The sequence below is a fragment of the Bifidobacterium tibiigranuli genome, from assembly GCF_009371885.1.
Classification (GTDB): domain Bacteria; phylum Actinomycetota; class Actinomycetes; order Actinomycetales; family Bifidobacteriaceae; genus Bifidobacterium; species Bifidobacterium tibiigranuli.
The window spans coordinates 183827-207926 of record NZ_QLZA01000006.1 but is presented as its reverse complement, the minus strand read 5'-3'; the positions used below and the strand labels follow the sequence as shown (position 1 = coordinate 207926).

The 24100-nt window shown below is 60.9% G+C and carries 21 protein-coding genes and 1 pseudogene; 18 read left to right on the top strand and 4 right to left on the bottom strand.

The window, feature by feature from the left end:
- The first annotated feature begins 271 nt into the window (after positions 1-271).
- From DDF78_RS06855 to DDF78_RS06830, 5 genes are all read left to right on the top strand, one after another.
- Positions 272-1711 carry an amidohydrolase gene (locus DDF78_RS06855; protein WP_152580989.1) on the top strand — a complete coding sequence of 480 codons (1440 nt, stop codon included), beginning with the start codon at positions 272-274 and terminating at the stop codon, positions 1709-1711.
- 232 nt (positions 1712-1943) lie between these two features.
- Positions 1944-2972 carry a universal stress protein gene (locus tag DDF78_RS06850; RefSeq protein WP_152580988.1) on the top strand — a complete coding sequence of 343 codons (1029 nt, stop codon included), beginning with the start codon at positions 1944-1946 and terminating at the stop codon, positions 2970-2972.
- Positions 2973-3096: 124 nt separating this feature from the next.
- Positions 3097-4911 carry a proline--tRNA ligase gene (locus DDF78_RS06845; RefSeq protein WP_162000743.1) on the top strand — a complete coding sequence of 605 codons (1815 nt, stop codon included), beginning with the start codon at positions 3097-3099 and terminating at the stop codon, positions 4909-4911.
- 312 nt (positions 4912-5223) lie between these two features.
- On the top strand, positions 5224-6072 hold the full coding sequence (locus DDF78_RS06835; RefSeq protein ID WP_152580986.1) for a 3-hydroxyacyl-CoA dehydrogenase: 849 nt from the start codon (positions 5224-5226) through the stop codon (positions 6070-6072).
- A gap of 360 nt (positions 6073-6432) precedes the next feature.
- Positions 6433-7038 carry a single-stranded DNA-binding protein gene (locus tag DDF78_RS06830; protein WP_162000742.1) on the top strand — a complete coding sequence of 202 codons (606 nt, stop codon included), beginning with the start codon at positions 6433-6435 and terminating at the stop codon, positions 7036-7038.
- Positions 7039-7048: 10 nt separating this feature from the next.
- On the opposite strand, the gene DDF78_RS06825 is transcribed toward DDF78_RS06830, so the two are convergent.
- Positions 7049-9127 carry a M13 family metallopeptidase gene (locus DDF78_RS06825; protein WP_152580984.1) on the bottom strand — a complete coding sequence of 693 codons (2079 nt, stop codon included), beginning with the start codon at positions 9125-9127 and terminating at the stop codon, positions 7049-7051.
- Positions 9128-9350: 223 nt separating this feature from the next.
- On the opposite strand from DDF78_RS06825, the pseudogene DDF78_RS06820 reads away from it, so the two are divergent.
- The 4 genes and pseudogenes from DDF78_RS06820 to DDF78_RS06805 all read left to right on the top strand — a co-directional run.
- Positions 9351-9932 (top strand): annotated as a pseudogene (locus DDF78_RS06820) (HdeD family acid-resistance protein); the annotation flags it as partial.
- Between the two features lie 108 nt (positions 9933-10040).
- Positions 10041-10817, top strand: coding sequence for a type I methionyl aminopeptidase (gene map, locus DDF78_RS06815; protein ID WP_152580982.1), 777 nt, complete (start codon positions 10041-10043; stop codon positions 10815-10817).
- A 321-nt stretch (positions 10818-11138) separates the two neighbouring features.
- Positions 11139-12431 carry a citrate synthase gene (locus tag DDF78_RS06810; protein ID WP_152580981.1) on the top strand — a complete coding sequence of 431 codons (1293 nt, stop codon included), beginning with the start codon at positions 11139-11141 and terminating at the stop codon, positions 12429-12431.
- A 27-nt stretch (positions 12432-12458) separates the two neighbouring features.
- The gene (locus tag DDF78_RS06805) at positions 12459-12812 is read left to right on the top strand and encodes a CPBP family glutamic-type intramembrane protease (RefSeq protein ID WP_162000740.1); all 354 of its coding nucleotides are present in this window, start codon (positions 12459-12461) and stop codon (positions 12810-12812) included.
- Here DDF78_RS06805 and DDF78_RS06800 read toward each other — a convergent pair whose 3' ends face one another.
- On the bottom strand, positions 12813-13094 hold the full coding sequence (locus DDF78_RS06800; RefSeq protein ID WP_272869823.1) for a type II toxin-antitoxin system RelE/ParE family toxin: 282 nt from the start codon (positions 13092-13094) through the stop codon (positions 12813-12815).
- Entirely contained in the window at positions 13087-13338 is a 252-nt protein-coding gene (locus DDF78_RS06795; protein ID WP_152580979.1) for a type II toxin-antitoxin system RelB/DinJ family antitoxin, read from the bottom strand. Before DDF78_RS06795 ends, DDF78_RS06800 begins: the two co-directional genes overlap by 8 nt.
- Positions 13339-13597: 259 nt before the next feature.
- Here DDF78_RS06795 and DDF78_RS06790 point away from each other — a divergent pair, with 259 nt between their 5' ends.
- Entirely contained in the window at positions 13598-14104 is a 507-nt protein-coding gene (locus DDF78_RS06790; protein ID WP_152580978.1) for an HXXEE domain-containing protein, read from the top strand.
- A gap of 211 nt (positions 14105-14315) precedes the next feature.
- Here the strand turns inward: DDF78_RS06790 and dapD are convergent, their stop codons facing one another.
- The gene (dapD, locus tag DDF78_RS06785; protein ID WP_152580977.1) at positions 14316-15305 is read right to left on the bottom strand and encodes a 2,3,4,5-tetrahydropyridine-2,6-dicarboxylate N-succinyltransferase; all 990 of its coding nucleotides are present in this window, start codon (positions 15303-15305) and stop codon (positions 14316-14318) included.
- 394 nt (positions 15306-15699) lie between these two features.
- On the opposite strand from dapD, the gene DDF78_RS12205 reads away from it, so the two are divergent.
- The 8 genes from DDF78_RS12205 to DDF78_RS06750 all read left to right on the top strand — a co-directional run bounded on the left by DDF78_RS12205 (position 15700) and on the right by DDF78_RS06750 (position 24065).
- A complete protein-coding gene (locus tag DDF78_RS12205) occupies positions 15700-15831 on the top strand; it encodes a hypothetical protein (RefSeq protein ID WP_272869822.1) in 132 nt (43 codons plus the stop codon).
- 191 nt (positions 15832-16022) lie between these two features.
- A complete protein-coding gene (prfB, locus tag DDF78_RS06780; RefSeq protein WP_152580976.1) occupies positions 16023-17162 on the top strand; it encodes a peptide chain release factor 2 in 1140 nt (379 codons plus the stop codon).
- A 37-nt stretch (positions 17163-17199) separates the two neighbouring features.
- Positions 17200-18609 carry a cell division ATP-binding protein FtsE gene (gene ftsE, locus DDF78_RS06775; protein ID WP_152580975.1) on the top strand — a complete coding sequence of 470 codons (1410 nt, stop codon included), beginning with the start codon at positions 17200-17202 and terminating at the stop codon, positions 18607-18609.
- 3 nt (positions 18610-18612) lie between these two features.
- Positions 18613-19536, top strand: coding sequence for a permease-like cell division protein FtsX (ftsX, locus tag DDF78_RS06770; protein ID WP_152580974.1), 924 nt, complete (start codon positions 18613-18615; stop codon positions 19534-19536).
- 239 nt (positions 19537-19775) lie between these two features.
- Entirely contained in the window at positions 19776-21227 is a 1452-nt protein-coding gene (locus tag DDF78_RS06765) for a CHAP domain-containing protein (RefSeq protein ID WP_152580973.1), read from the top strand.
- A gap of 179 nt (positions 21228-21406) precedes the next feature.
- On the top strand, positions 21407-21889 hold the full coding sequence (gene smpB / locus DDF78_RS06760; protein WP_152580972.1) for an SsrA-binding protein SmpB: 483 nt from the start codon (positions 21407-21409) through the stop codon (positions 21887-21889).
- Between the two features lie 151 nt (positions 21890-22040).
- Positions 22041-22970, top strand: a complete 930-nt coding sequence (locus tag DDF78_RS06755) for an ABC transporter substrate-binding protein (protein WP_237564591.1) — start codon at positions 22041-22043, stop codon at positions 22968-22970.
- Between the two features lie 165 nt (positions 22971-23135).
- Positions 23136-24065 (top strand): ABC transporter substrate-binding protein, encoded by a 930-nt coding sequence (locus DDF78_RS06750; RefSeq protein ID WP_152580971.1) that lies wholly within the window; start codon positions 23136-23138, stop codon positions 24063-24065.
- Positions 24066-24100 lie beyond the last annotated feature (35 nt).

Here is a 24100-nt window from a genome sequence, read left to right as displayed (position 1 = left end):
GTTCTCACCCAACTCAGCAGTACCCGGCAGGCCCCCTATTCTCCCCGCGAAAAAACAGCACCCCGACACGCCTACAGACGCAAAGCCAAACCCCAAACACAACCAACACGTTTGTTCCTATAACCCGCAGTTTCGCTATCCGGATGCAATTGGACACAATCATTTGGCATAATCACATGCCGTAATCGTTTGAACACTGCACGTGGGCTTGCCGGCTTGTATTCGCCGGTGACAGGCAGCGCGTGCGAACAGCAGAAAGGCATATGCGACTATGGATGACAAGCAGCGCATCATGGACATCGTCGACGACAAGCAAGACGAATTCATTGCGGCGTCGGATCGGATCTGGGATACCCCGGAGACCCGCTTCGCTGTGAAGCGCTCGGTGGAGCCCTACTACGAGGTGCTGGAGAAGGAAGGGTTTTCGATCCGCAAGGGCATAGCCGGCATGGAGTACGCCTTCATTGCCACTTGGGGCAGCGGCAGTCCAGTGATTGGCATCACGGCCGAATACGACGCTTTGGGCAACCTGAGCCAGGAAGCGGGCAACAGCGAACGCAAGCCACTGGTTCCGGGAGGTGCCGGGCAAGGCTGCGGGCACAATGTGCTGGGCACTACGGCGCTGGGCGCTGCGGTCGCATTGAAAACCCTCATGGAGGAGAAGCAGCTCAAGGGCACGCTGCGGCTGTACGGCTGCCCCGCCGAGGAAAGCGGCTACGGCAAGGCCTTTATGGCGCGTGACGGCGTGTTCGACGATCTGGACGCCGCATTCACCTGCCATCCGATGGACGCCACGACGGTAGTGGGCTCGGCGAGTCTGGCCGTGATGCAGGCCAACTTCGAGTTCACCGGCGTCGCCGCCCATGCCGCAGCCGCCCCGGAGATGGGCCGTGACGCGCTGGACGCCGCCGAGCTGATGAACGTCGGCGTGCAGTTCCTACGCGAGCACATCATCGATCAGGCGCGCATCCACTACGCCTTCCTCGATGCCGGCGGCGAATCCGCCAACGTCGTGCATCCCTCTTCCAAGATCTACTACTTCGTGCGTGCGCCTCGGCTCGACCAGGTCAAGGAGATCTACGATCGCGTGGTCAACATCGCGAAGGGCGCGGCGCTCATGACCGACACCACGCTCAATATCGACTTCGATTCGGCCTGCGCGAACTACATCCCCAACCATCCGCTCAGCGAGGCAATGGACGCGAATCTCGATCTGATCGGTCCGCTGCAGTTGACGCCGGAGGAGCTCGCCTTCGAGAAGGACATCCAGCTCCACAGCGCTCAGCCCGGCCTGATCGACAAGCTGGCCGCGCGCGCCAAGGAGGCGTTCCCGGACAAAAGCCCGGCGGAGATCAGCGAAATAGCGAACAGTGGTATCGCGTTGCAGAAGCTTCCACTGGTCTACACCGACAACCCCAAAGGGCAGGGTTCGACCGATGTGGGCGACGTGAGCTGGTGCACGCCGACCACATACGTGGCGGTCGGCTTCGAGCCGCAGGGCATGTCGCCTCATTCCTGGCAATGGGTCGCGAACGGCAAGTCCTCGGTGGCGCACAAAGGCCTGGTGCTGGGCGCGAAGACCATTGCGCTCACGGCGTACGACGCGCTGACGAATCCCGACCTGCTCAAGGCCGCGCGAGAGGCTTTCGAGCGCGATCTCGACGGCGCGACCTACACCTCGGTGATCCCACCCGAAGTGGTGCCCCACTGAGATAGTCTCTGACAATAGCCGAGGTGCATGGCGATATCTTAATTGAGATGACACAGTGGGCCGCTGGGCTTCGCGCAGGATAATCCGCGCGCGAAGCCCAACGGCTCTACGCATGATCGATTTCGACACGATGTTTACGCCAGCTTCTGCACTTCGCACGCGTCGCGCGGTATTCTAGTGGGAGAAGGCCGGTTGCACAGCAGCTTCGGCCGCTACTCCAAGGAGGTTCGCCATGATCAACGAAAAAGCCATTCTCGTAGGCGTCGATGGATCGCATGCCAGCTACAAGGCCACATGGTGGGCGGCGAACTACGCCAAACATGCGGGGCTGACCCTGCAGATCGTATGCGCGTACTCGCTGCCGAGCTATGCGGCGGTATCGTTCGACGCGACCTATACGGCGATGGGCGACGACAACGCCGCCCACAGCGACGCGCAGGAGATTCTTTCCAAGGCCAAGGCCATCGCGGATGAGCAGGGTGTCGAGGCTGCGACGCTGATCGTGACCGGCGACCCGTCTTCGGTATTCGTCGAACTGTCGCGCAACTACAATCTCATTGTCATCGGCAACCGGGGCAAGGGCGGCCTGGCCGAGCGTCTGCTGGGCACCACCAGCTCCTCGCTGCCGGCATATGCCTACTGCCCGATCGTCGTCGTGCCCTACACCGACGATGACGGCAAGGTGATGCATCTCAACAACACGATCGTCAAGGTGGCCGTCGGCATCGATGAAAGCAAGTGGGGTCTCAAGGCCTTGGAGATTGCCGCCGATTTCGCCAGCGCTTGGGATGCTTCGCTTGACGTGATTCAGGCCGTGCCCAATATCAAGGGCCTTGAGGGCGAGCAGGGCGTCACGGATTCGTATATGGAGGATTTGGGCGAAAACATCAAGCCCTTGCAGGCGGCCCATCCTGATCTGCACATCGACAAGACCATCGTGCCGGATACGGCTGTCAACGCGCTGACCAAGGCCAGCTACGACCATGACGTCGTCGTGGTGGGTTCACGCGGCCGCGGCGGCTTCACGGGGCTTATCATGGGCTCGACAAGCCAGGGGCTGATCCAGCATTCCGTGGGTCCGGTCTATGTCGTGCCGCGCAAGTACGTGGAGGCGCAGGAGGCCCGTGCCAAGAAGATCTCCGAAATCAGCGGCGTCGAGGAAATCTCGGTGCAGGCTGCAGGCGATGCGACGGCCGAAACCATCGAGTCCGCCATCGACCCGATGCACGAGACGCTGAACGGCGATTCGTCGGCGCAGTAGGCGGTAATTCCTGCGACTGATGCTGAGGGGCTGACGCAACCATAACAGGCTGCGCCAGCCCTTCAGCATCACGAGGCGCTGTTCTATTGAAGGCGTTGTCCTCTTGAACGAATAGGTTTGAGCCATGAATTCCACAGCACTCCGTATGTCAACTCTGTTCCTGCGCACCTTGCGCGAGGATCCCGCCGACGCCGACGTTGATTCCGCGCGTCTGCTGCAGCGGGCCGGCTATATCCGCAAGGCCGCCCCCGGCATCTGGACCTGGCTGCCGCTGGGCCTGCAAGTCCTGAACAAGATCGAGGCCGTGGTGCGCGAGGAGATCAACGGCATCGGGGCGCAGGAGGTGCACTTCCCGGCGCTGCTGCCGCGCGAGCCCTACGAGGCGACGCATCGCTGGGAGGAATACGGCGACAACATCTTCCGGCTCAAGGACCGCCACGAGGCCGACTACCTGCTGGCTCCCACCCACGAGGAAATGTTCACCCTGCTCGTCAAGGACATGTACTCCTCGTACAAGGATCTGCCAGTCACCTTGTACCAGATCCAGACCAAGTACCGCGACGAGTTCCGCCCTCGCGCAGGCCTGGTGCGCGGCCGCGAGTTCATCATGAAAGACGCGTACTCCTTCACCATCGACGAGGATGGGCTGCGCAAGGCGTACAACGACGAACGTGGCGCCTACGAGCGCATCTTCCGGCGGCTGGGCGTCAACTACGTGATCGTGAGCGCGATGTCCGGGCCTATGGGCGGCTCACAGTCCGAAGAGTTCCTGGCCCCGTTGGCCATCGGCGAGGACACCTTCGCGCTTGCTCCTTCGGGCAAGGCTTGGAACGTTGAGGCGCTCACCACACCGAAGCTGGACGATATCGACTACGCGCAGATTCCGGCCGCCGAGAAGCGCGCCACGCCCGATGCCAAAACCATCGACGGCATGATCGCGCTTGCTGATGCGCGCTATCCGCGTGCTGACGGCCGCGCTTGGGCCGCTACGGACATTCTTAAGAACGTCGTCATCGCGGTCAAGCACCCTGATGGCGGCGAGGACGACAAGCCGTGGCGCGAGGTGGTGGCTATCGGCGTCCCCGGCGACCGTCAGGTTGATATGAAGCGTCTTGAAGCCCAGTTCGCGCCCGCCGAAATCGAGGAGGCCAACGAAGCCGATCTCAAGGCGCATGCTGAGCTCGTTCCGGGCTATATCGGGCCGATGGTGCTGGGACCGCAGGCCAAGGCCGCCGGCATCGAGCATCCGGTGCGGTATCTGATCGATGCGCATGTGGCCAAGGGCTCCGTATGGTTCACCGGTGCCGATGAGAACGAGATCGACTATTACGATTTGGTCTACGGGCGCGATTTCGAGGCGGATGGCGTTGTCGAGGCCGTCGAGGTGCGCCCCGGCGATCTGAGCCCGGACGGCTCGGGTCCGCTGAGCCTGGAACGCGGCGTGGAGATCGGGCAGGTCTTCCAGCTCGGGCTCAAGTATTCCAACGCGCTCGGTCTGAAGGTGCTTGACCAGAATGGCAAGGCCGTGCCGGTGTGGATGGGCTGCTACGGCGTCGGCGTCTCCCGCGTGCTCGCCTGCATCGCCGAAGCGCATCATGACGACAAGGGCCTGGCTTGGCCCGTCAACATCGCGCCTGCGCAGGTGCATATCATGGCCACCGGCAAGAACCAAGAGGCATTCGAGGCCGCTGAGCAGCTGGTCGCCGAGCTGGAATCGCGCGGCATCGAAGTGCTGTACGACGACCGCCTCAAGGTCTCGCCTGGCGTCAAATTCAAGGATGCCGAGCTGATCGGCGTGCCGCTGGTAGCCGTTGCCGGCCGTGACACCGTGAACAACGGGACCATTGAAATCCGCAACCGCGACGGCTCCGATTCGGTGGCCGTGCCGGTCGCGCAGGCTGCCGACGTGCTGGCACAGCGGGTTGCTGCGCTGCAATGACGCTGGTGCAGCTGGTCTGCGACAACTGCTGATGGAATAATGCTGCAAGGATTGCAGCGCGAGAGATACGGGCGACGCCATGCATTGGCGTCGCCCGTTGCGCGTTATCGTGCGTACGATGCTGTCAAGAGCATTCCTGGGCGCAGGGCGTGGCGCAGGGCGTGGCGCAGGGCGTGGCGCAGGGCGTGGCGCAGGACGTGGCGCAGAGCGTGAGGTTTGTCACAAAGCATAAAGTCGTGTCTACATCCCAAGGAGGCGGTGCCAGCATACAATAAATATGGCCCCTTAATCAGGACTTGAAAGAAGGCAACGATGCAACAAGTTACTGTGCTGGGCACGGGCGTGCTCGGCTCCCAGATCATTTTCCAAGCGGCGTACAAGGGCAAGGACGTCGTGGCATATGATATCAGCGACGATATCCTCGCCAAACTGCCTGAGCGCTGGGAATACCTCAAGAAGGCGTATCGTCAGGATCTCCCCGATGCCACCGACGCGGCGCTTGATGCCGCGGTTTCACGCATCCGTGCGACCTCCGATCTCAAGGATGCGCTCAAGGACGCCGACATCGTCATCGAGGCGGTTCCCGAGCGGCTTGACATCAAGCAGAGCACCTGGCGCAAGGTGAGCGAAGCCGCTCCGGCCAAGACGGTGTTCTGCACGAATTCCTCGACCTTGCTGCCCAGCAAGATCGCGCCGTTCACCGACCGCCCCGACCGTTTCCTCTCCCTGCATTTCGCCAACGAGATATGGAAGAACAACACCGGCGAGGTGATGGCGCAGCCGCAGACCGATCCGGAGGTCTTCGAAAGCGTCGCCAAATTCGCCGAGGAGATTGGCATGGTGCCGATTCGCGTGCGCAAGGAGCAGCCCGGCTATGTGCTCAATTCGCTGCTGGTGCCATTGCTCGGCGCTGCGGCTGACTTGTGGGTGCGCGGTGTTGCGTCGACCGAGGATATCGACAAGACCTGGCGCATCGCGACCGGGGCTCCGCTCGGTCCATTCCAGATCTACGATGTCGTCGGCATGATGACCCCGTACATGCTCAACAAGGACAGCAGCGACCCGGTCAGCCGCGAGTTCGCTGAGCGGATCAAGGCCGAATACATCGACAAGGGCCGTCTTGGCAAAGGCTCTGGGCACGGCTTCTATGACTATGAGTGAGATATAGCGGGCTGTAGGTTGTGAATGGGCGTCGGCTGCAGTGCAATTCAGTTCAGTAATTGCGCTGTGGTCGACGCCTATGCAGTGTGGATAACTCGATATTGTCCACATCGTATCCACAACACGCCGGATTCGTAGCCTTCGACCACATGACCCGTTTTCGCTTGCGGTGGTTCGCCTCCAAGCTGCATAGTGGAGTCACCGCGGGAAGCACGGCTCAGGCCGATGCCGGCTGGCGTCGCAGCCAGCCTTATATGTTCCCTGTACGACGGCATCCCTCGCCGTGCTTCCTGCGGTCCAACGACTGCAGCGCAAGAGCTGCAGTCCGGGCGATTGTATTCGACGACGAATGGAGGAGTCATGGCACAGCAGGGAATAATCACGATAACCGGCTTCGTAGGCGCAAACCCGATCGGCTTTGGCCGGGAAGGGAAGACTGGCGGATGCTCGTTCCGTGTTGGCTCGACGCGCAGCTATTTCCACGCCGCGAGCGGGGAGTGGAAAGACCAGCCCACGACCTGGCTGACGGTAAAAGCGTTTCGCACGCTCGCAGTGAACGTTCTTGCCTCGGTGCGCAAGGGGGATCCGGTTATCGTCTCCGGACTGCTGAACACCGAGGAATGGCAGCAGGATGGCGGCAATCGCAGCCGCATCGTCATCGAAGCCAGTGCAGTAGGGCACGATCTGAGCCGTGGCGTCGGCTCGTTCCAACGGCAGAACGCACAACGCGGACAGCCGTCTGGACCGTTATCCGGACAGTCAGCGGAGACGCCATCCGGACAGTCAGCAGAGTCGGCTGGGCAGTCTGGGTCGGCTGGGCAGTCTGCGGAGCCATCAGCGTTGTCGGCGGGACCTCCTGCGAATCAGCAGGGCGAAGGGCAGGACAGCGGGCAGGAATATGACGGCGAAAACGCCGAGGCCGGCGAACCCCGCAATGCCGAGGAGTTCGCCGACCCTGAATTCTGAGGCGAGTCAGTCACCAGATGTGTACGCGCTGCTCCGGGTCGAGCCACATACGGTTTTCGGGGCCCACGCCGAAGGCCGTATAGAACAGGTCGACGTTGCGCGTGATGCCATTCGTGCGGCACTCGGCAGGGGAGTGCGGGTCGATCTGCAAGTACTGCTCGGCGAGCTCGTCGCGCTGCGTCGAGCGCCAGACGGACGCATAACCGAGGAAGAAGCGCTGCAGGCCGGTGAACCCGTCAATGCTCGGAGCCTGTTCGAGCGTGCGCTCGATGGCGGCCTGCGAGCCGTCGTTGTCCCGCCCGGCGGCCTCATCGAGTGCGAAGGCATAGGCTTTGAGCGCGATATTCACGCCGCTCAGGTCGCCGATGTTCTCGCCGATGGTCAGCGCGCCATTGACATGCGGTGCCTTGCCGGGTTCATCCGCATATTTGGCGGCCAGCTGACTGGGCACAAAGGCGTTGTACTGCTCGATCAGCTTGGAAGTCAAGGTCTCGAAGTTCTTGCGGTCCTCCACGGTCCACCAGTCGTTGAGTTTGCCGTCGCCGTCGTACTTGCTGCCCTGGTCGTCGAAGCCGTGGCCGATCTCGTGGCCGATGACGGTGCCGATGCCGCCGTAGTTCACGGCGTCCTCAGCCTGCGGATCGAAGAACGGAGGCTGCAGAATGGCGGCGGGGAAGACGATGACGTTGAGCGAAGGCTCATAGTAGGCATTCACCGTCTGCGGGTTCATCAGCCACTCGTCCTTGTCGACCGGCTTGCCGGCCTTGGACAGCTGGAATCCGGATTCGTAGATCGAAGCGGCGCGTATATTGTCAATGAGCCCCGCGTCGTCGCGTACGTCCAAGGCGCTGTAGTCGCGCCAGTGCTGCGTGTAGCCGATCTTCGGCGTGAACTTCGCGAGCTTCTCAAGTGCCTTGCCTTTGGTGGCTTCGCCTAACCATGCGCTGTTCGAGATCGAGACACGGTAGGCTTCGATGAGGTTGCCGACGAGCTGCTCCATGCGTTCCTTGGAGCTCTCCGGGAAGTGGCGTTTGACGTATTCGCGGCCGACATCCTCGCCGCAGATGCCATTGACGAGGGAGACGCCGCGCTTCCAGCGGTCACGCTGCTGCGTGGTGCCCGAGAGCACCTTGCCGTAGAAGTCGAAGTTGGTCTGGTCGAAGTCATGGCTGAGCATGCCGGCCCAACCGGTCAGCGTATGCACGCGTGTCCAGAGCTTCAAGTCCTCAAGATCAGCGGAATTCCAGAACTCATCGAGTCCAGTCAGGAAGCTGGGCTCATGCACGATCGTGTGCTGCAAGGCGGCCGTCATATCCACATGCAGGCTGCGAGCGGCGGCTGTCGCAGCGTAGGTCTCCTGCCACGCCTGAGCCCATGCGTCAATGTCGAAATGCTGCAAGGCGGTGGACAACGCGGCGTAATCGGTGGGATTGTAGGTCTTCTCGGAATCGCGCGTAGCCACGTTGTCCCAATGCTGCGCCGCGATGCGGGTTTCGGCGCCCAGGAATCGCGCGGCCTGCTGCTTGGTTTCCTGCTTGTCGCCGTAGCCTGCCAGTAGCAGCTGCTTGGACACCATCTCGGTGTACTGCTCGCGGATGGGCGCGTAGCGATCCTCGCGGTAGTAGGCTTCGTCAGGCAGACCGAGACCCGACTGCTCGATATGCACGATATTCGTATCCGGGTCGCCTGGATCCCCATAGATGCCGATGCCGAACAGGTCAGGGCCTCCGGCGGGGTTGAGCGAGCCAAGCAGATGAGTCAGCTCGGCTTTGCTCCCAACGGCGTCAATGGCCTGCAGGTCCGCCCTGATCGGCTCGATGCCATTGCGCTCGATGGTCTGCGTATCGCAGAAGGAACGGTACAGCGCCTGCGATTTCGCGGCTGGGCAGTCGTCGTCTTCCAGAATGTCGCGAATCTGCTCTTCGGCGTCCTGTGCGAGCTTGTCGAAGGAGCCGAAGCGCGAACGGTCGTCAGGCAGACGATAGGTGTCGATCCACGGGCCGTTAACGTAGCGGAACAGATCGTCGCCGGGTTTGATGACTGAGGAGAAAGAGGCCGGGTCGAGGCCTGAGATCATAGCTGTTTCCATGACCTCACCCTATCGGCGTTCGGTGACAATCCTGCGTCAGCGAACGCCGGTCTGAAACTGCTTGAGGATTGGCGCCAAAGCTTATAGTGTGAACGTAGGCAAAGTGCCCGTTCGCAAATAGCGGATGATCTGGAAATAATGATACAAGGAAAGGTGGCGTGGTATGTCGGATTTTACCGATGCCTCAACCCCTGATTCGAATAATGCTCCGCAGCAGCCCGTGAATCCGTTTAGGCTCGTCGAAGAACAGCTCTCCAAGGAGGCGACCAACGCGGTGCGCGGCGTGTACGGCGTGGTCGGCGTTGCAGCGGTCATCCTCGGCGTGGCGCTGCTGTTCTGGCCGGTCAGAGTGCTGTCCGTAATGGCTGTCGTGCTGGGCATCTACTTCGTCGTATCGGGCGTCATCCGCATCGTCAGCGCAATCGTGGGGCTGGGTCTGCCCAGCGGCTGGCGCGTGCTGGATATTCTGGTCGGCCTGCTGCTGGCCGTTGGTGGCGTGGTCATCCTGAAGAACGCCGTGCTTTCAGGAGCGGCTGTGGCAGTGCTGGTGACGATGACCGTGGGACTGGGATGGCTGATCGAGGGCATCATGGCCATCGCCGAATCCTGGCGGACGCCAGGCTCAGGCTGGGGCGTGCTGTATGCCGTGCTTTCGATCATCGCCGGTATCGTGGTGCTGGTCTCTCCCTTCAGCTCGACGGCTTTCCTCATGCTCTTCTCAGGCATTGCACTGGTTGTCATGGGCATTTCGGCGGTTATCCGCGCCTTCTCCTTCGGCAGGTCTGCGAAGGCTAAGAAGAACTGAGAACGAAACCGAGCCGCACGGTGACGGTACAGGAAGCCTGACGGCGTCGCAGAAAACAACGAGACATTATTGTTAGGCGTTGTTAGGCACGCGCAGTAGGGTGAAGGCATGATAGAGCTGAAAACACCTGCGGAAATCGAAGTGATGAAGCCTGCCGGCCGGTTTGTCGGCAGCATTCTCAAGGAATTGAAGGCCATGACGAAAGTCGGCACGAATCTCCTTGAGATTGATGAGCTCGTCGCCAAACGCATCGCCGACCGCAAGGGTGCCGAATCCTGCTACGTGGATTATGCGCCGGACTTCGGCACCGGCCCCTTCGCACATTACATCTGCATTTCGGTGAATGATGCCGTGCTGCACGGGGTGCCGTACGATTACAACCTCAAAGACGGTGATCTGGTCTCACTTGATCTCGCGATCAGCGTGGACGGCTGGGTCGGTGATTCGGCCATCAGCTTCGTGGTCGGCAGGGATGCGGATCCGGAGGATCTGCGGCTGATCAAGTGCACCGAGGACGCGCTCGTGGCTGGCATCGCGCAGGCGCAGCCGGGCAATCGGCTGGGAGATATCTCCAACGCGATCGGAGACGTCGCACGCTCGCAAGGCTACCCGATCAACCTCGATTTCGGCGGTCACGGCGTCGGCCATATCATGCATGGCGATCCGCATGTGGCCAACGACGGCAAGGCGCACCACGGGTACCGTCTGCGCTCGGGCCTGGTCATCGCCATCGAACCGTGGTTCCTCAAGACCACCAACGAGATCTATCAGGATCCTAAGGATGGCTGGACGCTGCGCTCGTCCGATGGCTCGCGCGGCGCACACACCGAGCACACAATCGCCATAACCGACAACGGGCCGGTTATCCTCACCACGCGGGATTGATTGACTGAAGAGTTGAATACCTTGAATAAAGGCTAGTCAGGCAGTTTTGAGACTGCTGTAGGCGGGTCGTCGCGCATGTTGCGGCGGCCCGCCTACACGTTTTCGCGCAATTCCGCCAGTTCGCAGCCAATGACGGCTGATGATCCGTGGCATTGTTTACCGAATTGCGCATGTTGGTCTGATAGTATGACTTTCCCGGTACCCGTATGCACGGGTCTCGCCATCCGACGGGCTGACGGTGTTGCGCCAGCTGCCGGGACACGCCAATTGCGCGCCCCATGTCGCTGCGAGCAGCCGGACTGATCCGAAAGGGGAGCGCCGATGGCCACAGCCGAATTGGATATCGACACGAATAAATTCAAGCTGCCAGTAGTCAAGGCCACAGCCGGCCCGGATGGCATCGTGGTTTCCAGTCTGCGCAACGACGGCTGGGTGACGCTTGACCCTGGTTTCCTCACCACCGCGCAATGCGAATCGAAGATCACCTACATCGACGGCAACAATTCAGTGCTGCGCTACCGTGGGTATCCGATCGAGCAGTTGTGCGACCAATCAGACTTCTTGGAGGTCGCGTGGCTGCTGCGTTTCGGCGAATTGCCGACGAAGGAACAGTACGACAATTTCAGCTCTGACGTGAATCATCGCACGATGGTGGGGGAGGACTTCCGCACCTTCCTGGGGTCCTTCCCGCGCGCTGCTCACCCGATGAGCGTGCTCGCCTCGGCGGTCAACGCGCTGGCGACCTTCTACCCGGATACTACGGATCCCAACGATTCCGACCAGCTGGACGAGGCTGCGACCATCATCATGGCCAAGGTGCGCACCATCGTGAGCTACATCTTCCGCCGCCGGCGCGATGAGCCGATGCTCTATCCGGATTATGCGCGCGGCTACGTCGACGACTTCCTGCGCATGTGCTTCGCTGTGCCCTACGAACCGTTCGAATCGGACCCGCTCTACGTGCACGCGCTGGGCCGGCTGCTTATCATCCACGCTGATCATGAACAGAACTGCTCCACTTCGGTGGTGCGCATCGCGGGCAGCGCTCATGCGAATCTGTATTCCTCCATCGCCGCAGGCATCAACGCGCTCTCCGGACCGTTGCATGGCGGGGCGAACGAGGCCGTGCTGCGCCAGCTCAAAGCCATTCGCGACAGCGGCCTGAGCGTCAAGGAATTCGTAGACAAGGCTAAAAGCGAGGGGCGGCGCATCTCCGGACTTGGGCACCGCGTCTACAAATCCTACGATCCCAGGGCTGCGATTGCACGGCAGTATCTTGAACAGCTGCTTGAACGCGAGGACACGCTCAAGCTCTCCCTGGAGGAGCGTGCGCTCTTCGACGTGGCAACCGAGCTTGAGCGTATCGCGCTCAGCGACGAGTACTTCGTCTCCCGGCATCTGTACCCGAACGTCGATTTCTACACGGGCCTGATCTACCGCGCCATCGGCTTCGATCCGGCCATGTTCACCACGCTGTTCGCCTTGGGCCGCATCCCCGGCTGGATTGCGCAGTACCGTGAGATGCTCGCCGACCCCGACGCCAAGATCGGCCGCCCCCGCCAGGTCTATACCGGCGAAGCCAAGCGTGACTACGTCCCGATGGAGGAGCGGTAGCTCCTTTACAGCGCTATCTCATGCTTATTGGCACGAAGGGGTCGCTGGGCGCTGTGGCATGCTCCGATTGCCCTGCTCGGCTATAACTTCAACCGTCCGAATTTCGTCGGATTGCTGCTGATGGTGATTGGCTGCATTGCCTATGGCGTGCTCGTCGGATGGCTCCGCATCCGCTCAGTCAATATCTGGCCCTCTGTTGTCGCGCACGGTGCGTTCAATGCGGCGGGCGCGGCGTTCCTGTTGTTCTCGGCTGCCGGTGCTCCTTCGGACCCAGCTGTAGTGGGTCCGCTCGGCTGGGTGGCGTGGGTCGTCATGGCCGCGATTGCTGTGGTTCTTGTGCTGACCCATCAGATACCCGGTCGAAAACAATGGAGTCGATAGTCACAGCAGTTCGTCGTGGCTTCCTGTGGCAACGAGCACCAACGTAAGCGTGTTGTTCTCGATGCGATACACGAGCAGCCAATCGCTGTCGATATGCAGTTCACGATATCCTTGAAGGTTTCCAGTGAGAGCATGATCGCGGTAATGGGTGATGAGCATGTTCCTGTCAGTCGACATAAGGTGCTGTATTGCCGCTTCCAAGAGGTCGAGATTGTAGTGCTTGCTTCGCAGCCTCTTCACCTGTCGCAGAAATGAACTTGATCGCTCAATGTGTTCAAGCACTGCGAAGCTCTTTCATAAGCTCATCAACGTTGTCGAATTGGCGTTTTGGCCCGCTGTCGGCTTCGAGCACGGCCTGTTCGAACTGAGTGAGCCCGGGATGGAACGGCAGCCGGTGCTCATGAACGGTTTGATGCAGGAACATGTTGACGGCGGTGCTCATGTCGAGCCCCATATCTTTGAAGATTTTCTGAGCCTGGCGTTTGGTGTCCGGATCAGTGCGGACGGCGATGGTTGCACTAGCCATAGTTATTCACCTCCTTTCAGCTATTCGTATGACGGATGTATTCATATTGTATAACAATGTATCGGTGCTCAACAATTCGTTGAGCTCGCCGCCAATCTTCGATCGAGCATTGCGCCTTGTGACCGAGCAGAAGATATTCGCCCAAACAATCATCGGATGAGATGCCCTTGAATGCGCACCATGGTTCTAGCTGGCATATGGGGTATATTCGGCATCGTAGACGCGCGACGGCGCGGCGTACCAGGGAAGGGCGGCAACGATGAGCATCATGACGTTGGCATATGCGTCATTCGCGTTGTTTGTGATTCATGAGTTCGAGGAGATCATCCGCTGCAGGCCTTGGATCGAGAGGCATGCCAGCGATAAACGGTATGCGCGGGACTATTGGATCAGGAACAGGGAGTATTACCCTTCGACTCCTGCGCTGTCTGCCTGCATAGCGGAGGAAATCGTGCTGTATGGCGTCGCGATGTTCTGCGCAGGCCTCGTATCCTTTGCGCCAGTGGTGTTTGCGGTGACATTCGCGAATTCGCTGCATCTGCTGGGACATCTTGGGTTCGCGCTGCGCTCGCATTCATGGAATCCGGGCAGCGTCACCGCCGCGGTCACGCTTCCCATCAATATTGGAGTGATAGTCGTTACGGCCCACGCTCTTGACATGGTTCCCGCCATTATCTGGACTGTTGTGGTAACAGCTGTCGCAGGTGCGAATCTGCAACTGCTGCACCGATACGCTGGAGCCATCGAACGCATCGTGCGCGGATAAGTAACAGTGCAATGGGCGCAGTGGGCGCGGCAGGTCACTGTTTGCGTCCGTTATGTAGCGCTGACTCATGCCTGTCGCTACAATCCTGCCGCTCAGCAGTGCCCAGCGTCCGTTGTGTAGCGCTAGTCTTCGGGCAACGCTACACAACGGACGCTGGGGGTCGTGGGAGATTGGCGTGAGACGCATAAGACCTTGGTTGCCGGTTCTGGGCCTAGTTCTTGTGCAGGGCGGCGTTGAGCTCGATGCCGGTTTTGCGCTGGCGGGCTTCGATGCCGCCGGTGATCGAATTGCGGATGAACAGCAGATTGTCCTTGCCGGACAAGTCCGCGCCCTTGACCACGTCGAAGGGTTCTCCGGCGGCCTTTTTGGTCTTGTCGACGACGGTGATCTTGGTGCCGGCGGTCACGTAGAGCCCAGCCTCCACCACGCAGTTGTCGCCCAGCGAGATGCCGATGCCGGCGTTCGCGCCGACTAGGCTATGCTCGCCGATTGAGTTGCGCAGCTTGCCGCCGCCCGACAGCGTGCCCATGGTAGAGGCACCGCCGCCGATATCGGAGCCGTCGCCCACGACGACGCCCTGCGAGATGCGGCCCTCGACCATCGAAGTACCCAGCGTGCCGGCGTTGTAGTTCACGAAGCCAGCGTGCATCACCGTGGTGCCTTCGGACAGGTACGCACCCAGCCGCACGCGGTCGGCGTCGCCGATACGCACGCCGGTGGGCACGACGTAATCGACCATGCGCGGGAACTTGTCGATCGAGAGCACGTTGACGGCTGCGTGCGGCACACCCGGGTTGGTGCGCATTGCCGCTGCTTCCACGTCGAGCTTGCGCTGGGCGAAGTTTTCGACGGCGAATGGCCCGTAATTCGTCCACACCACATTGGTGAGCTTGGCGAAGATGCCATCCAGATTCAGCGTGTTCGGCTTGGCCAAGCGCATGCTCAGCAGGTGCAGGCGCAGGTAGGCATCGGCCGCATCGACAATGTCGCCATCGAGCTGCGAAACCGTGAACACCGGGATGCGCTTAACGCCTCGCGCGTCCGGATCCTCGTGCGATACCCCATCGAATCCGTGCTTCGGCCGCGCGGACTCGCTCGGTGCGTCTCCCAAGTGCAGCTCGGGATACCAAGTGTCCAGCGTGGCTCCGGATTCGTCAATCGAGGCAAGTCCCCAGCCCCATGCAGTGCGTTCGTCGCTCATGTGTGCTCCTTTACATATACATATGTGCATTTCGTTATACCGGTTCGGCGGTGCGTCCCGCCACTGCGTAGACAACACAGCGCAGCCAACACTGTGTAGTCAACACAGTGCAATCACCACACACGATACAACGAAGCTTAGGCGAGCGTACGTTGCATGGCATGCTTATGGACTCCGTATTGGATAACGTACGCTGAACACGAGTAAGCGTACGTTATCCAACACGGAGTCCATAAACGATTAGGAAAACGTACGATACCGGAACATGCGCCTGCATCGATGAGAGTGCACCGATGAGAGCAGCAGGACGGCCACATCCACCAGTACCGGCCTGCCACGGCTTCGCCCACTCGATTCTGCCGCTCGTACGCACGCATGAGTACAGTGAAGCCCTATGAGCAAGGAACGCGATGATCGGCTGCGGCGCGAGAACCGCCGGCGCGTGGTGACGCGCACGGTGTGCATCGTGCTGGCCGTAGCAATGCTGCTCGCGCTGGTGATTCCTGCGATTTACGCAGGTCTTTGACGCGGCTCTTTCGGCATGATCCCGTTCATATGCCATGCACTGAATACGCTTGGGCAGGTTCGCGGCCCGATGCTGCATAGTGCGAGCAGGGCTTGCCGGACGGGCAGATCATGCGGGCCGGTTTGTGCAGGCCCTGTTGACGCGTGGTCGACGATGATATTTTCAAACAGTACGTATGTATGGTGGTAATGATGGCAGATTTTGATTTTTCCCAGGCGCTCGGCGAGGCGCGGACCAAGTACGAGTCCATCGCCAAGGCGCTGAATGTCGAACGGCTCAAGGCCGAGATCGAGGATCTCGAACGTCAGGCGTCCGCGCCCGGATTGTGGGATGACCCTGAAAACGCGCAGAAGGTGACGAGCCGGTTGTCGGCAGAGCAGTCGCAGGTCAAGAAGCTGGACAGCTTGGGGGAGCGTCTTGACGATGCTGAGACGCTGTTCGAGCTGGGCCAGGAGGAGGGTGATGACGATTCGCTCGCCGAAGCCCGCTCCGAGGTGGGTGCAATCCAGAAGGATCTCGACGAGATGGAGATCCAGACCTTGCTTGACGGCGAGTACGACGCTCGTTCGGCTGTCGTGACGATCCGCTCGGGCGCCGGCGGCGTTGATGCGGCCGACTTCGCGCAGATGTTGCTGCGTATGTACCTGCGCTGGGCCGAGCGCGACGGCTACAAGGCCAAGGTGATGGACACTTCCTACGCCGAAGAGGCCGGCATTAAATCAGCCACCTTCCAGGTCAACGCGCCGTACGCCTACGGCCGGCTTTCGGTCGAGGGCGGCACGCACCGGCTGGTGCGCATCTCGCCCTTCGACAATCAGGGCCGTCGTCAGACCAGCTTCGCCGCCGTCGAAGTGGTGCCGCTGGTCGAGGAGACCGATCACATCGACATCCCGGATTCGGATATTCGCGTGGATACCTACTGCTCCTCGGGCCCTGGCGGCCAGGGCGTGAACACCACGTATTCCGCGGTGCGCATCACCCACTTGCCCACGAACACCGTGGTGACCATGCAGGACGAGCGCAGCCAGATTCAGAACCGCGCGGCCGCGATGGCCGTCCTGCAGTCACGCCTGCTCGTGATGCGGCACGAGGCGGAAGCCAAGAAGAAGAAGGAGCTTGCCGGCGATATCAAGGCCAGCTGGGGCGACCAGATGCGCTCCTATGTGCTGCACCCGTATCAGATGGTCAAGGACCTGCGCACCGGCTACGAGACCTCGCAGACCCAGGCGGTCTTCGAGGGCGATATCGACGGGTTCATCGACGCGGGCATCCGCTGGCGGCATGAGCAGCGCCGTGAGGCGGCCGAAGCCGAAGAGACTGCCGGGAAGTAAACCCTGAAAACAGAGTGAATGGTAAGGATGGCATAGCATGGCGCTTATTTCGCTGGACCACGTTTCCAAGGTCTATCCCAAAGGCACTCGACCTGCGCTCGACGACGTCACGGTGCACGTCGATCGCGGCGACTTCGTCTTTCTGGTGGGGGCTTCGGGCTCGGGCAAGACGACCCTGCTGAGCCTCCTGCTGCACGAGGAGGAGGCCACGGACGGGGAGATTCGCGTCGCCGGCAACGACCTGCGCCGGCTGGCCAACAGCCAGGTGCCGCAGTACCGCCGTTCGATAGGCTTCGTGTTCCAGGACTACAAGCTGCTAAACAACAAGACCGTCTGGCAGAACGTCGCCTTCGCCCTCGAAGTGATCGGCACCAGCCGTTCCACGATCAGCTCCTTGGTGCCGAAGGTGCTGGAAACCGTAGGGCTTGTGGGCAAGGAAAGCAACTACCCGCATGAGCTCTCCGGCGGCGAGGCGCAGCGCGTGGCCATCGCAAGGGCCTATGTGAACCATCCACAGATACTGCTGGCCGACGAGCCGACCGGCAATCTCGACCCCACGACCTCGCTGGGCATCATGGAGGTGCTTGAGGCGATCAACCGCACCGGGACCACGATTGTGATGGCGACGCATAACGAGGAGATCGTCAACTCGATGCGCAAGCGCGTCGTGGAGCTGCACAACGGCAAAATCGTGCGCGACCAGGAGCACGGCTCCTATGATTCCGCGCTGTTCTTCCCCGATTCCGAAACCGAGTCCAAATCCAAGGCGCAGCAGGTCGTCGCGACGTCGACTGCGACAGTCACGGGCGTGGGCGCGATCGAGGCCGTGGAGGCAGCGAGCAATATGCCGGAGCACGACGCCAGCACCTTCCAGGCGATGAACGCCGTGGTCGAGGCGATGCATGACGACTCCGAGGACGACGGAGGCATTGCGCGGCTGGCGAAGTCGGTGCATTCCGGCCGGAAGGGCCGCTACGGCGAGACCTTCAAATCGGTCGAAACGACCATGACTTGGGGGCGTGGGCTGGATGTCGGCGAAATCGCGGCCCAAGGTGATGTGGATGTACCGCCTGCGCAGGGGGATGATGCGCAAAACCAAATCGATGCGCATGTGCCGCCCGCGCAAGAACATGATGCGCCGGAGAACGGTACGCCGGAGCAAGGCGAGCAGCAGAGTCAAGGCGAGCAGCAGGGTGCGGATTCCATGCCGCCCGTTCCGCCGGCACCGCCTACGCCATCGGCGCAGCAGACGCACGATTCCGCGCAATCGGGAGATGCCGAATCCGCACAGGTCGACGGCGCAGACGCAGCGACCGATGACGGGGATGCGGCACCCGAGCATGCGGAGACAGAGAACGCAGCGCCCCTGAACGCAGTGCCCCGGAATGCCGATGCTGCAGACGGCAGCGAGCAAGAGACCGAGACCATCCACCATGAGGAGCAGTAGACGATGAGGACGCGATTCATACTTTCCGAGACCTGGACGAGCCTGAAGCAGAACGTCTCGATGATTCTGTCGGTGATGCTCGTCACCTTCATCTCCTTCCTCTTCATCGGTGCCTCGGGCCTGATGCAGGCGCAGGTCACCAAGGCCAAAGGCGACTGGTATGACAAGGTCGAAATCGTGGTGTGGCTGTGCCCCGACGGCACCAGTCAGGCGGCTTCCTGCGCTTCTGGCAAGGCCCCGACGAATCAGGAGATCGTCGATCTCGAAAACGTCATCCACCAGGAGCTGGGCAGCGTGGTCTCGAAGATCACATATCAGAGCCGCGCGGACTTCTACAAGAACGAATTCCTCAAGCAGCATCCCAACGGCGTATTCGAGGGACGCACGCTGACCGCCGCGAATATGCAGGACACGCTGCGACTCAAGCTCTCCGACCCGACCAAGTATCAGGTCGTCTCCGAAGTGCTTTCCGGGCGCACCGGCGTCGAGGAGGTGGTCGACCAGCGGCAGATATTCGATCCGGTGTTCAATGTGCTCAACAAGGCGACCATCATCACCGTAGTGCTGGCGGCCGTAATGGTGGTGGTCGCCATACTGCTCACCGGCACGACGATTCGCATGAGCGCGGCCTCACGCAAGAATGAAACCGAGATCATGCGCCTGGTCGGGGCGTCGAACTGGACGATTCGATTGCCGTTCATCCTGGAAGGCGTCATCGCCTCGTTCCTGGGGTCTCTGATGGCATGCGGCGCGCTGAGCGGCATCGTCAAGGTGTTCATCACCGACGGTTTGTCACAGACGGTGCAGTGGATGCCGTATATCGATCAGCGAACCGTCTGGATCATCGCGCCGGTGCTCGTGCTTGGCGCGATGGCGTTGTCGGCGCTCGCCTCGGCCTTCTCGCTGCGCCGTTATCTCAAGGCGTGAGAGGCCCTGCAATGCTTGGGCACACGCGGAACCCTTGGCATGCTCAGAATCATTTACTACACTGGGCTACCTAACAACGCTGTGCAGCGTGATGACGCTATATAACTGAACCGCATAATAGCTGAACTGTTGTGCAGCTGAACTGCATGATGATAATTGAACTGCACGGTGACAACTAAACTGCATAGTGACATGCAACGATACTGTGGAATCCAAGCGCTAAGGAAGGCTTTACAAGAATGACGCACGCGAAACGCATTAACGCCGCTGTGGGGATTGCGCTGGCTGCGGCCAGCATATTTGCCGCCGGCACGATGGGCACGATGATAGCAGTGCCGCAGGCGCAGGCTGCGCCTGATTGGAATGCATATCAGAACAAGGTGCAGGATCAGGAGAATCTCAAGCAGCAGCTTGCCGGAGTGAACCAGAATCTGGCGGACCAGATTCTGTCATTGAACGATTTGACGGAGAATCAGATTCCACAGGCTCAGCAGGCTGCGGATTCCGCTCAGCAGCAGGCCGATCAGGCGCAGAGCCTTGCCCAGGCTACCAGCGAGCGGCTTGACGCCGCCAAAAAGGACCAAGGCGACCTCGAAGCAAAAATTAAGCAGACCGGTGCCGACTATGACGACGCCAAGGAAGCGGTCGCCCAGCTTGCTCGCGACAGCTTCCACGGTTCCAGCGCCTCCCAGGTGATGGACGTGGTCACCAAGTCCAAGACGACCGATCAGTTCGTCAATTCGATGCAGTCGGATGCGGCTATCACGCGCAGCGAGGCGAATGCTGCGGACAGTGCCGCCACGACGCTCAACACGTCGAAGAACCGCAAGGAGCGCCTCAACGCAATTGCGCAGCAGATCTCCGATCTCAAGCAGCAGGCCGATGCGCAGGCCGCATCTGCCCAGAGCGCCGCGCAAAGCGCCCAGGACAAGCAGACGCAGCTCCAAGCGCTGCGTGAGCAAGGCAATCAGGCCCGCGCCAGTCTGGAAGAGCAGAAGAGCGGACTGACCAGCAAGGCAGCCCAGGAGGCCGCCGACATCGTCACGCTCAAATCGCAGATCGACTCCTACAACGAGCAGATGGCCGCCCAGGCGGCAGCGGCCCCGGATCCGGGCAACGGCGGCCAGCAGCAGACCACGGGCGGTGGCAATGCCGGCGGCGGTTCGGGAGGCGGCGGCTATACGCCTGCGCCAGCACCCATCCAGCCAGCTCCCGCGCCGGCCCCTGCTCCGAACAACGGTGGCGGCGGTGCCAACGGCATGAATTACGGCGTTCCTGGAAACTGCCCCTCGGGCTCCTCGTTCTGCTACGGGCACTACACCGGCAATACGGCGGGCGGCAGCGCCTATCCTTCGCGCCAGTGCACGCTGTGGGCCTATCTGCGCCGCTCCGAACTGGGCTTGCCGGTCGGATCCTACATGGGCAACGGTGGCCAGTGGGCCGCTACGGCGCGCGGCATGGGCTACCTGGTGAACAACACGCCGCATGTCGGCGCTGCGATGGTCTTCGCCCCGGGCCAGAGCGTCGGCGGCCACTGGACCGCCGACTGGCAGTATGGCCACGTCGCAGTCGTCGAGCGCGTCAACTCCGACGGTTCCGTGCTGATCTCCGAAGGCGGCACAGGCTTCGCGAGCTTCCCGGCATATGAGACCATCAGCGACTCGTGGAACTATCAGTACGTGCATTACTAAAGTGCATTATTAAAGAGTTCGCCTAACACATATATTCATATTTATAGCGCGGCCGTGCCTCGTGGTGCGGCCGCGCTATAAATAGATTGCGCTGATGAATGCACACTGCTTGATAGCATGTCATCGTGATGGCATGCACAGCACAGACTCGAGAGCATGCACAGAGAGGAGGGGATAGCGTGGCTAAGGAACAGGGAACGACGACGATTGTGCTCAACCGCAGGGCGCGGCACGACTATGAGATCGAGGACCGGTACGAAGCGGGCCTCGCGCTGACCGGCACCGAGGTCAAATCGCTGCGCGAAGGCAGGGCGTCGCTGGCCGAATCCTTCGTCTCGATCGACCGCCGTGGCGAGGTATGGCTGGAAAACGCCAACATCCCCGAGTATCTCAACGGCACATGGAACAACCACGCCCCCAAGCGCAAGCGCAAGCTGCTGCTCCATGCCGCGCAGATCGCCAAGCTCACCCGTCAGACCGAGGCCAAGGGATACACCATCGTGCCGCTCAGCCTGTATTTCAAGGATGGGCGGGTCAAAGCGGAAATCGCCGTAGGACGCGGTAAACGCGAATACGACAAGCGCCAGGCGCTGCGCGAGGAGCAGGACAAGCGCGAGGCCCAGCGCGCGATGCGCTACAAGAATCTGCGTTCGCGTTCATAGCGCTAGATACTCATAACGCTCAGTGATGCTGCGGTCACATAGCGGTCAAACAGCGGCCTTATACACACGGCGGTCATAATAGTGCAGTACTTTATGAACGCAGCATAACCCCAGCAACCACAGAGAAATCACAGAGAGAAGAATCAAAGCCATGTCCCACTATGCCAAGGGACTCAAAGCCCTTGCCGCCGTCGCACTCGGCGCGGCCATGATCGTATCCACCGCAGCCTGCGGCACCAACAATGGGGATACAAGCGGTTCGTCGTCATCCACAACAGCCAAGGGCTTTGACGTCAGCTCCATCAAGAAGGATGACGCCATAGCCGCCATCGCGCCTGCCTCGGTGACCAAGGACGGCACGCTTACCGTCGGCTCCGATATTTCGTATGCGCCGGCCGAACTCCTCGATACCGACGGCAAGACGGTTATCGGCTACGATGTCGACCTGTCCAAGGCCATTGCGGCCGTGCTCGGACTCAAGGAGAAGACCATCCCCTCCAGCTTCGATTCGATCATCCCCTCGGTCGGTTCCAAATACGACATCGGCATGTCCGCGTTCACGGTGACCAAGGAACGCCTCAAGTCGGTGGACTTCGTCAGCTACTTCATCGCCGGCTCCACGTACGTCGTGAAAAAGGGCAATCCCAAGAAGATCAACACTGCCGACCTGTGCGGCTCCAAATTCGCCGTAGGCACGGGAACCATCCAGGAGACCGCAGTAGGCGAGCTGAGCAAGCAGTGCGCGGCCGCAGGCAAGAAGCCCATGCAGACCCAGTCCTTCAAGGCGCAGAGCGATGCGACCACTGCCGTAGCCACGGGCAAGGCGGACATCTTCTATGCGGACAGCCCAGTCGCCGGCTACGCCGTCAAGCTGACTAACGGCACCTTGGAGACACTCGGCAAGGATGTCGATGTCGCGCCCGAGGGCATCATCATCAAGAAGGGCGACGATGCCACCGCGCAGGCGGTGCAGAAGGCGCTGCAGAAGCTCATCGATGACGGCACGTATACGAAGATCCTCGATCACTGGGGCGTTACTTCCGGAGCCATCAGCAAGGCCGAGATCAACCCCGCAGTCTGACCGGCGAAACCGGGCTGCCGCCCGCATCCCTTCTCTTCTGTCAGCTGCCCTATGATGGGCATGTAACGCTTTCGTAGCAATGCGTGCCTAGTGTGTGAACGCAGAGCGGCGCAGGCCATGTGCCGAACGAGACAAGAGCAACACCAGAGAAAAAGGGATGTGGGTATGTCCAGCAAGATAATCACACGGATTTCGGCCGTCGCGCTCGGCGCAGCCATGATCGTATCGGCGGCCGCCTGTGGCACCAGCAATGCAGGCTCCTCAAGCAGGTCGTCCTCATCCGCAGCAGACAAGGGCGTTGATGTCAGCTCCGTCAAGAAGGATGACGCCATAGCTGCCTTGCTGCCCTCCTCGGTGACCAAGGACGGCACGCTTACCATCGGCACTGATACATCCTATGCGCCGGCCGAATTCCTCGATGCCGACGGCAAGACGCCCATCGGATTCGATGTCGATCTGGGCCAGGCCATCGCGAACGTGTTTGGTCTCAAACGAGTCACCGTCAGCTCCACCTTCGATTCGATCATTCCTTCGGTCGGCTCCAAATACGATATCGGCATGTCCTCCTTCACCGTGACCAAGGAGCGCCTCGCGGCCGTCGACTTCGTCACCTACTTCAACGCCGGCTCCACTTTCGTGGTGCAGAAGGGCAATCCCAAGAAGATCGACACCGACAACCTGTGCGGCGCCAAGCTCGCCGTGCAGACGGGAACGACCCAGGAATCCGCGGCGCACACGATCGATAAGCAGTGCACGGCTGCGGGCAAGAAATCCATCCAGATTCAGTCCTTCAAGGCGCAGACCGATGTGACCACCGCCGTGGCCTCGGGCAAGTCGGATATCTTCTATGCTGATACCCCGGTCGCCGGCTACGCGATTGTGCAGACCAACAATACCCTGCAGACCATCGGCAAAGATGTCGATGTCACGCCTGAAGGCATCGTCGTCAAGAAGGGCGACACGGCCACCGCGCAGGCGGTGCAGAAGGCCGTGCAGAAGCTCATCGACGACGGCACGTACGAGAAGGTCCTCAGCCACTGGGGCGTTGCCTCCGGCGCCATCGACAAGGCCGAAATCAACCCCAGCGTCGAGTAGTCTCCCTCGCACCTGCCGCCAAGGCGCGTGAAGGC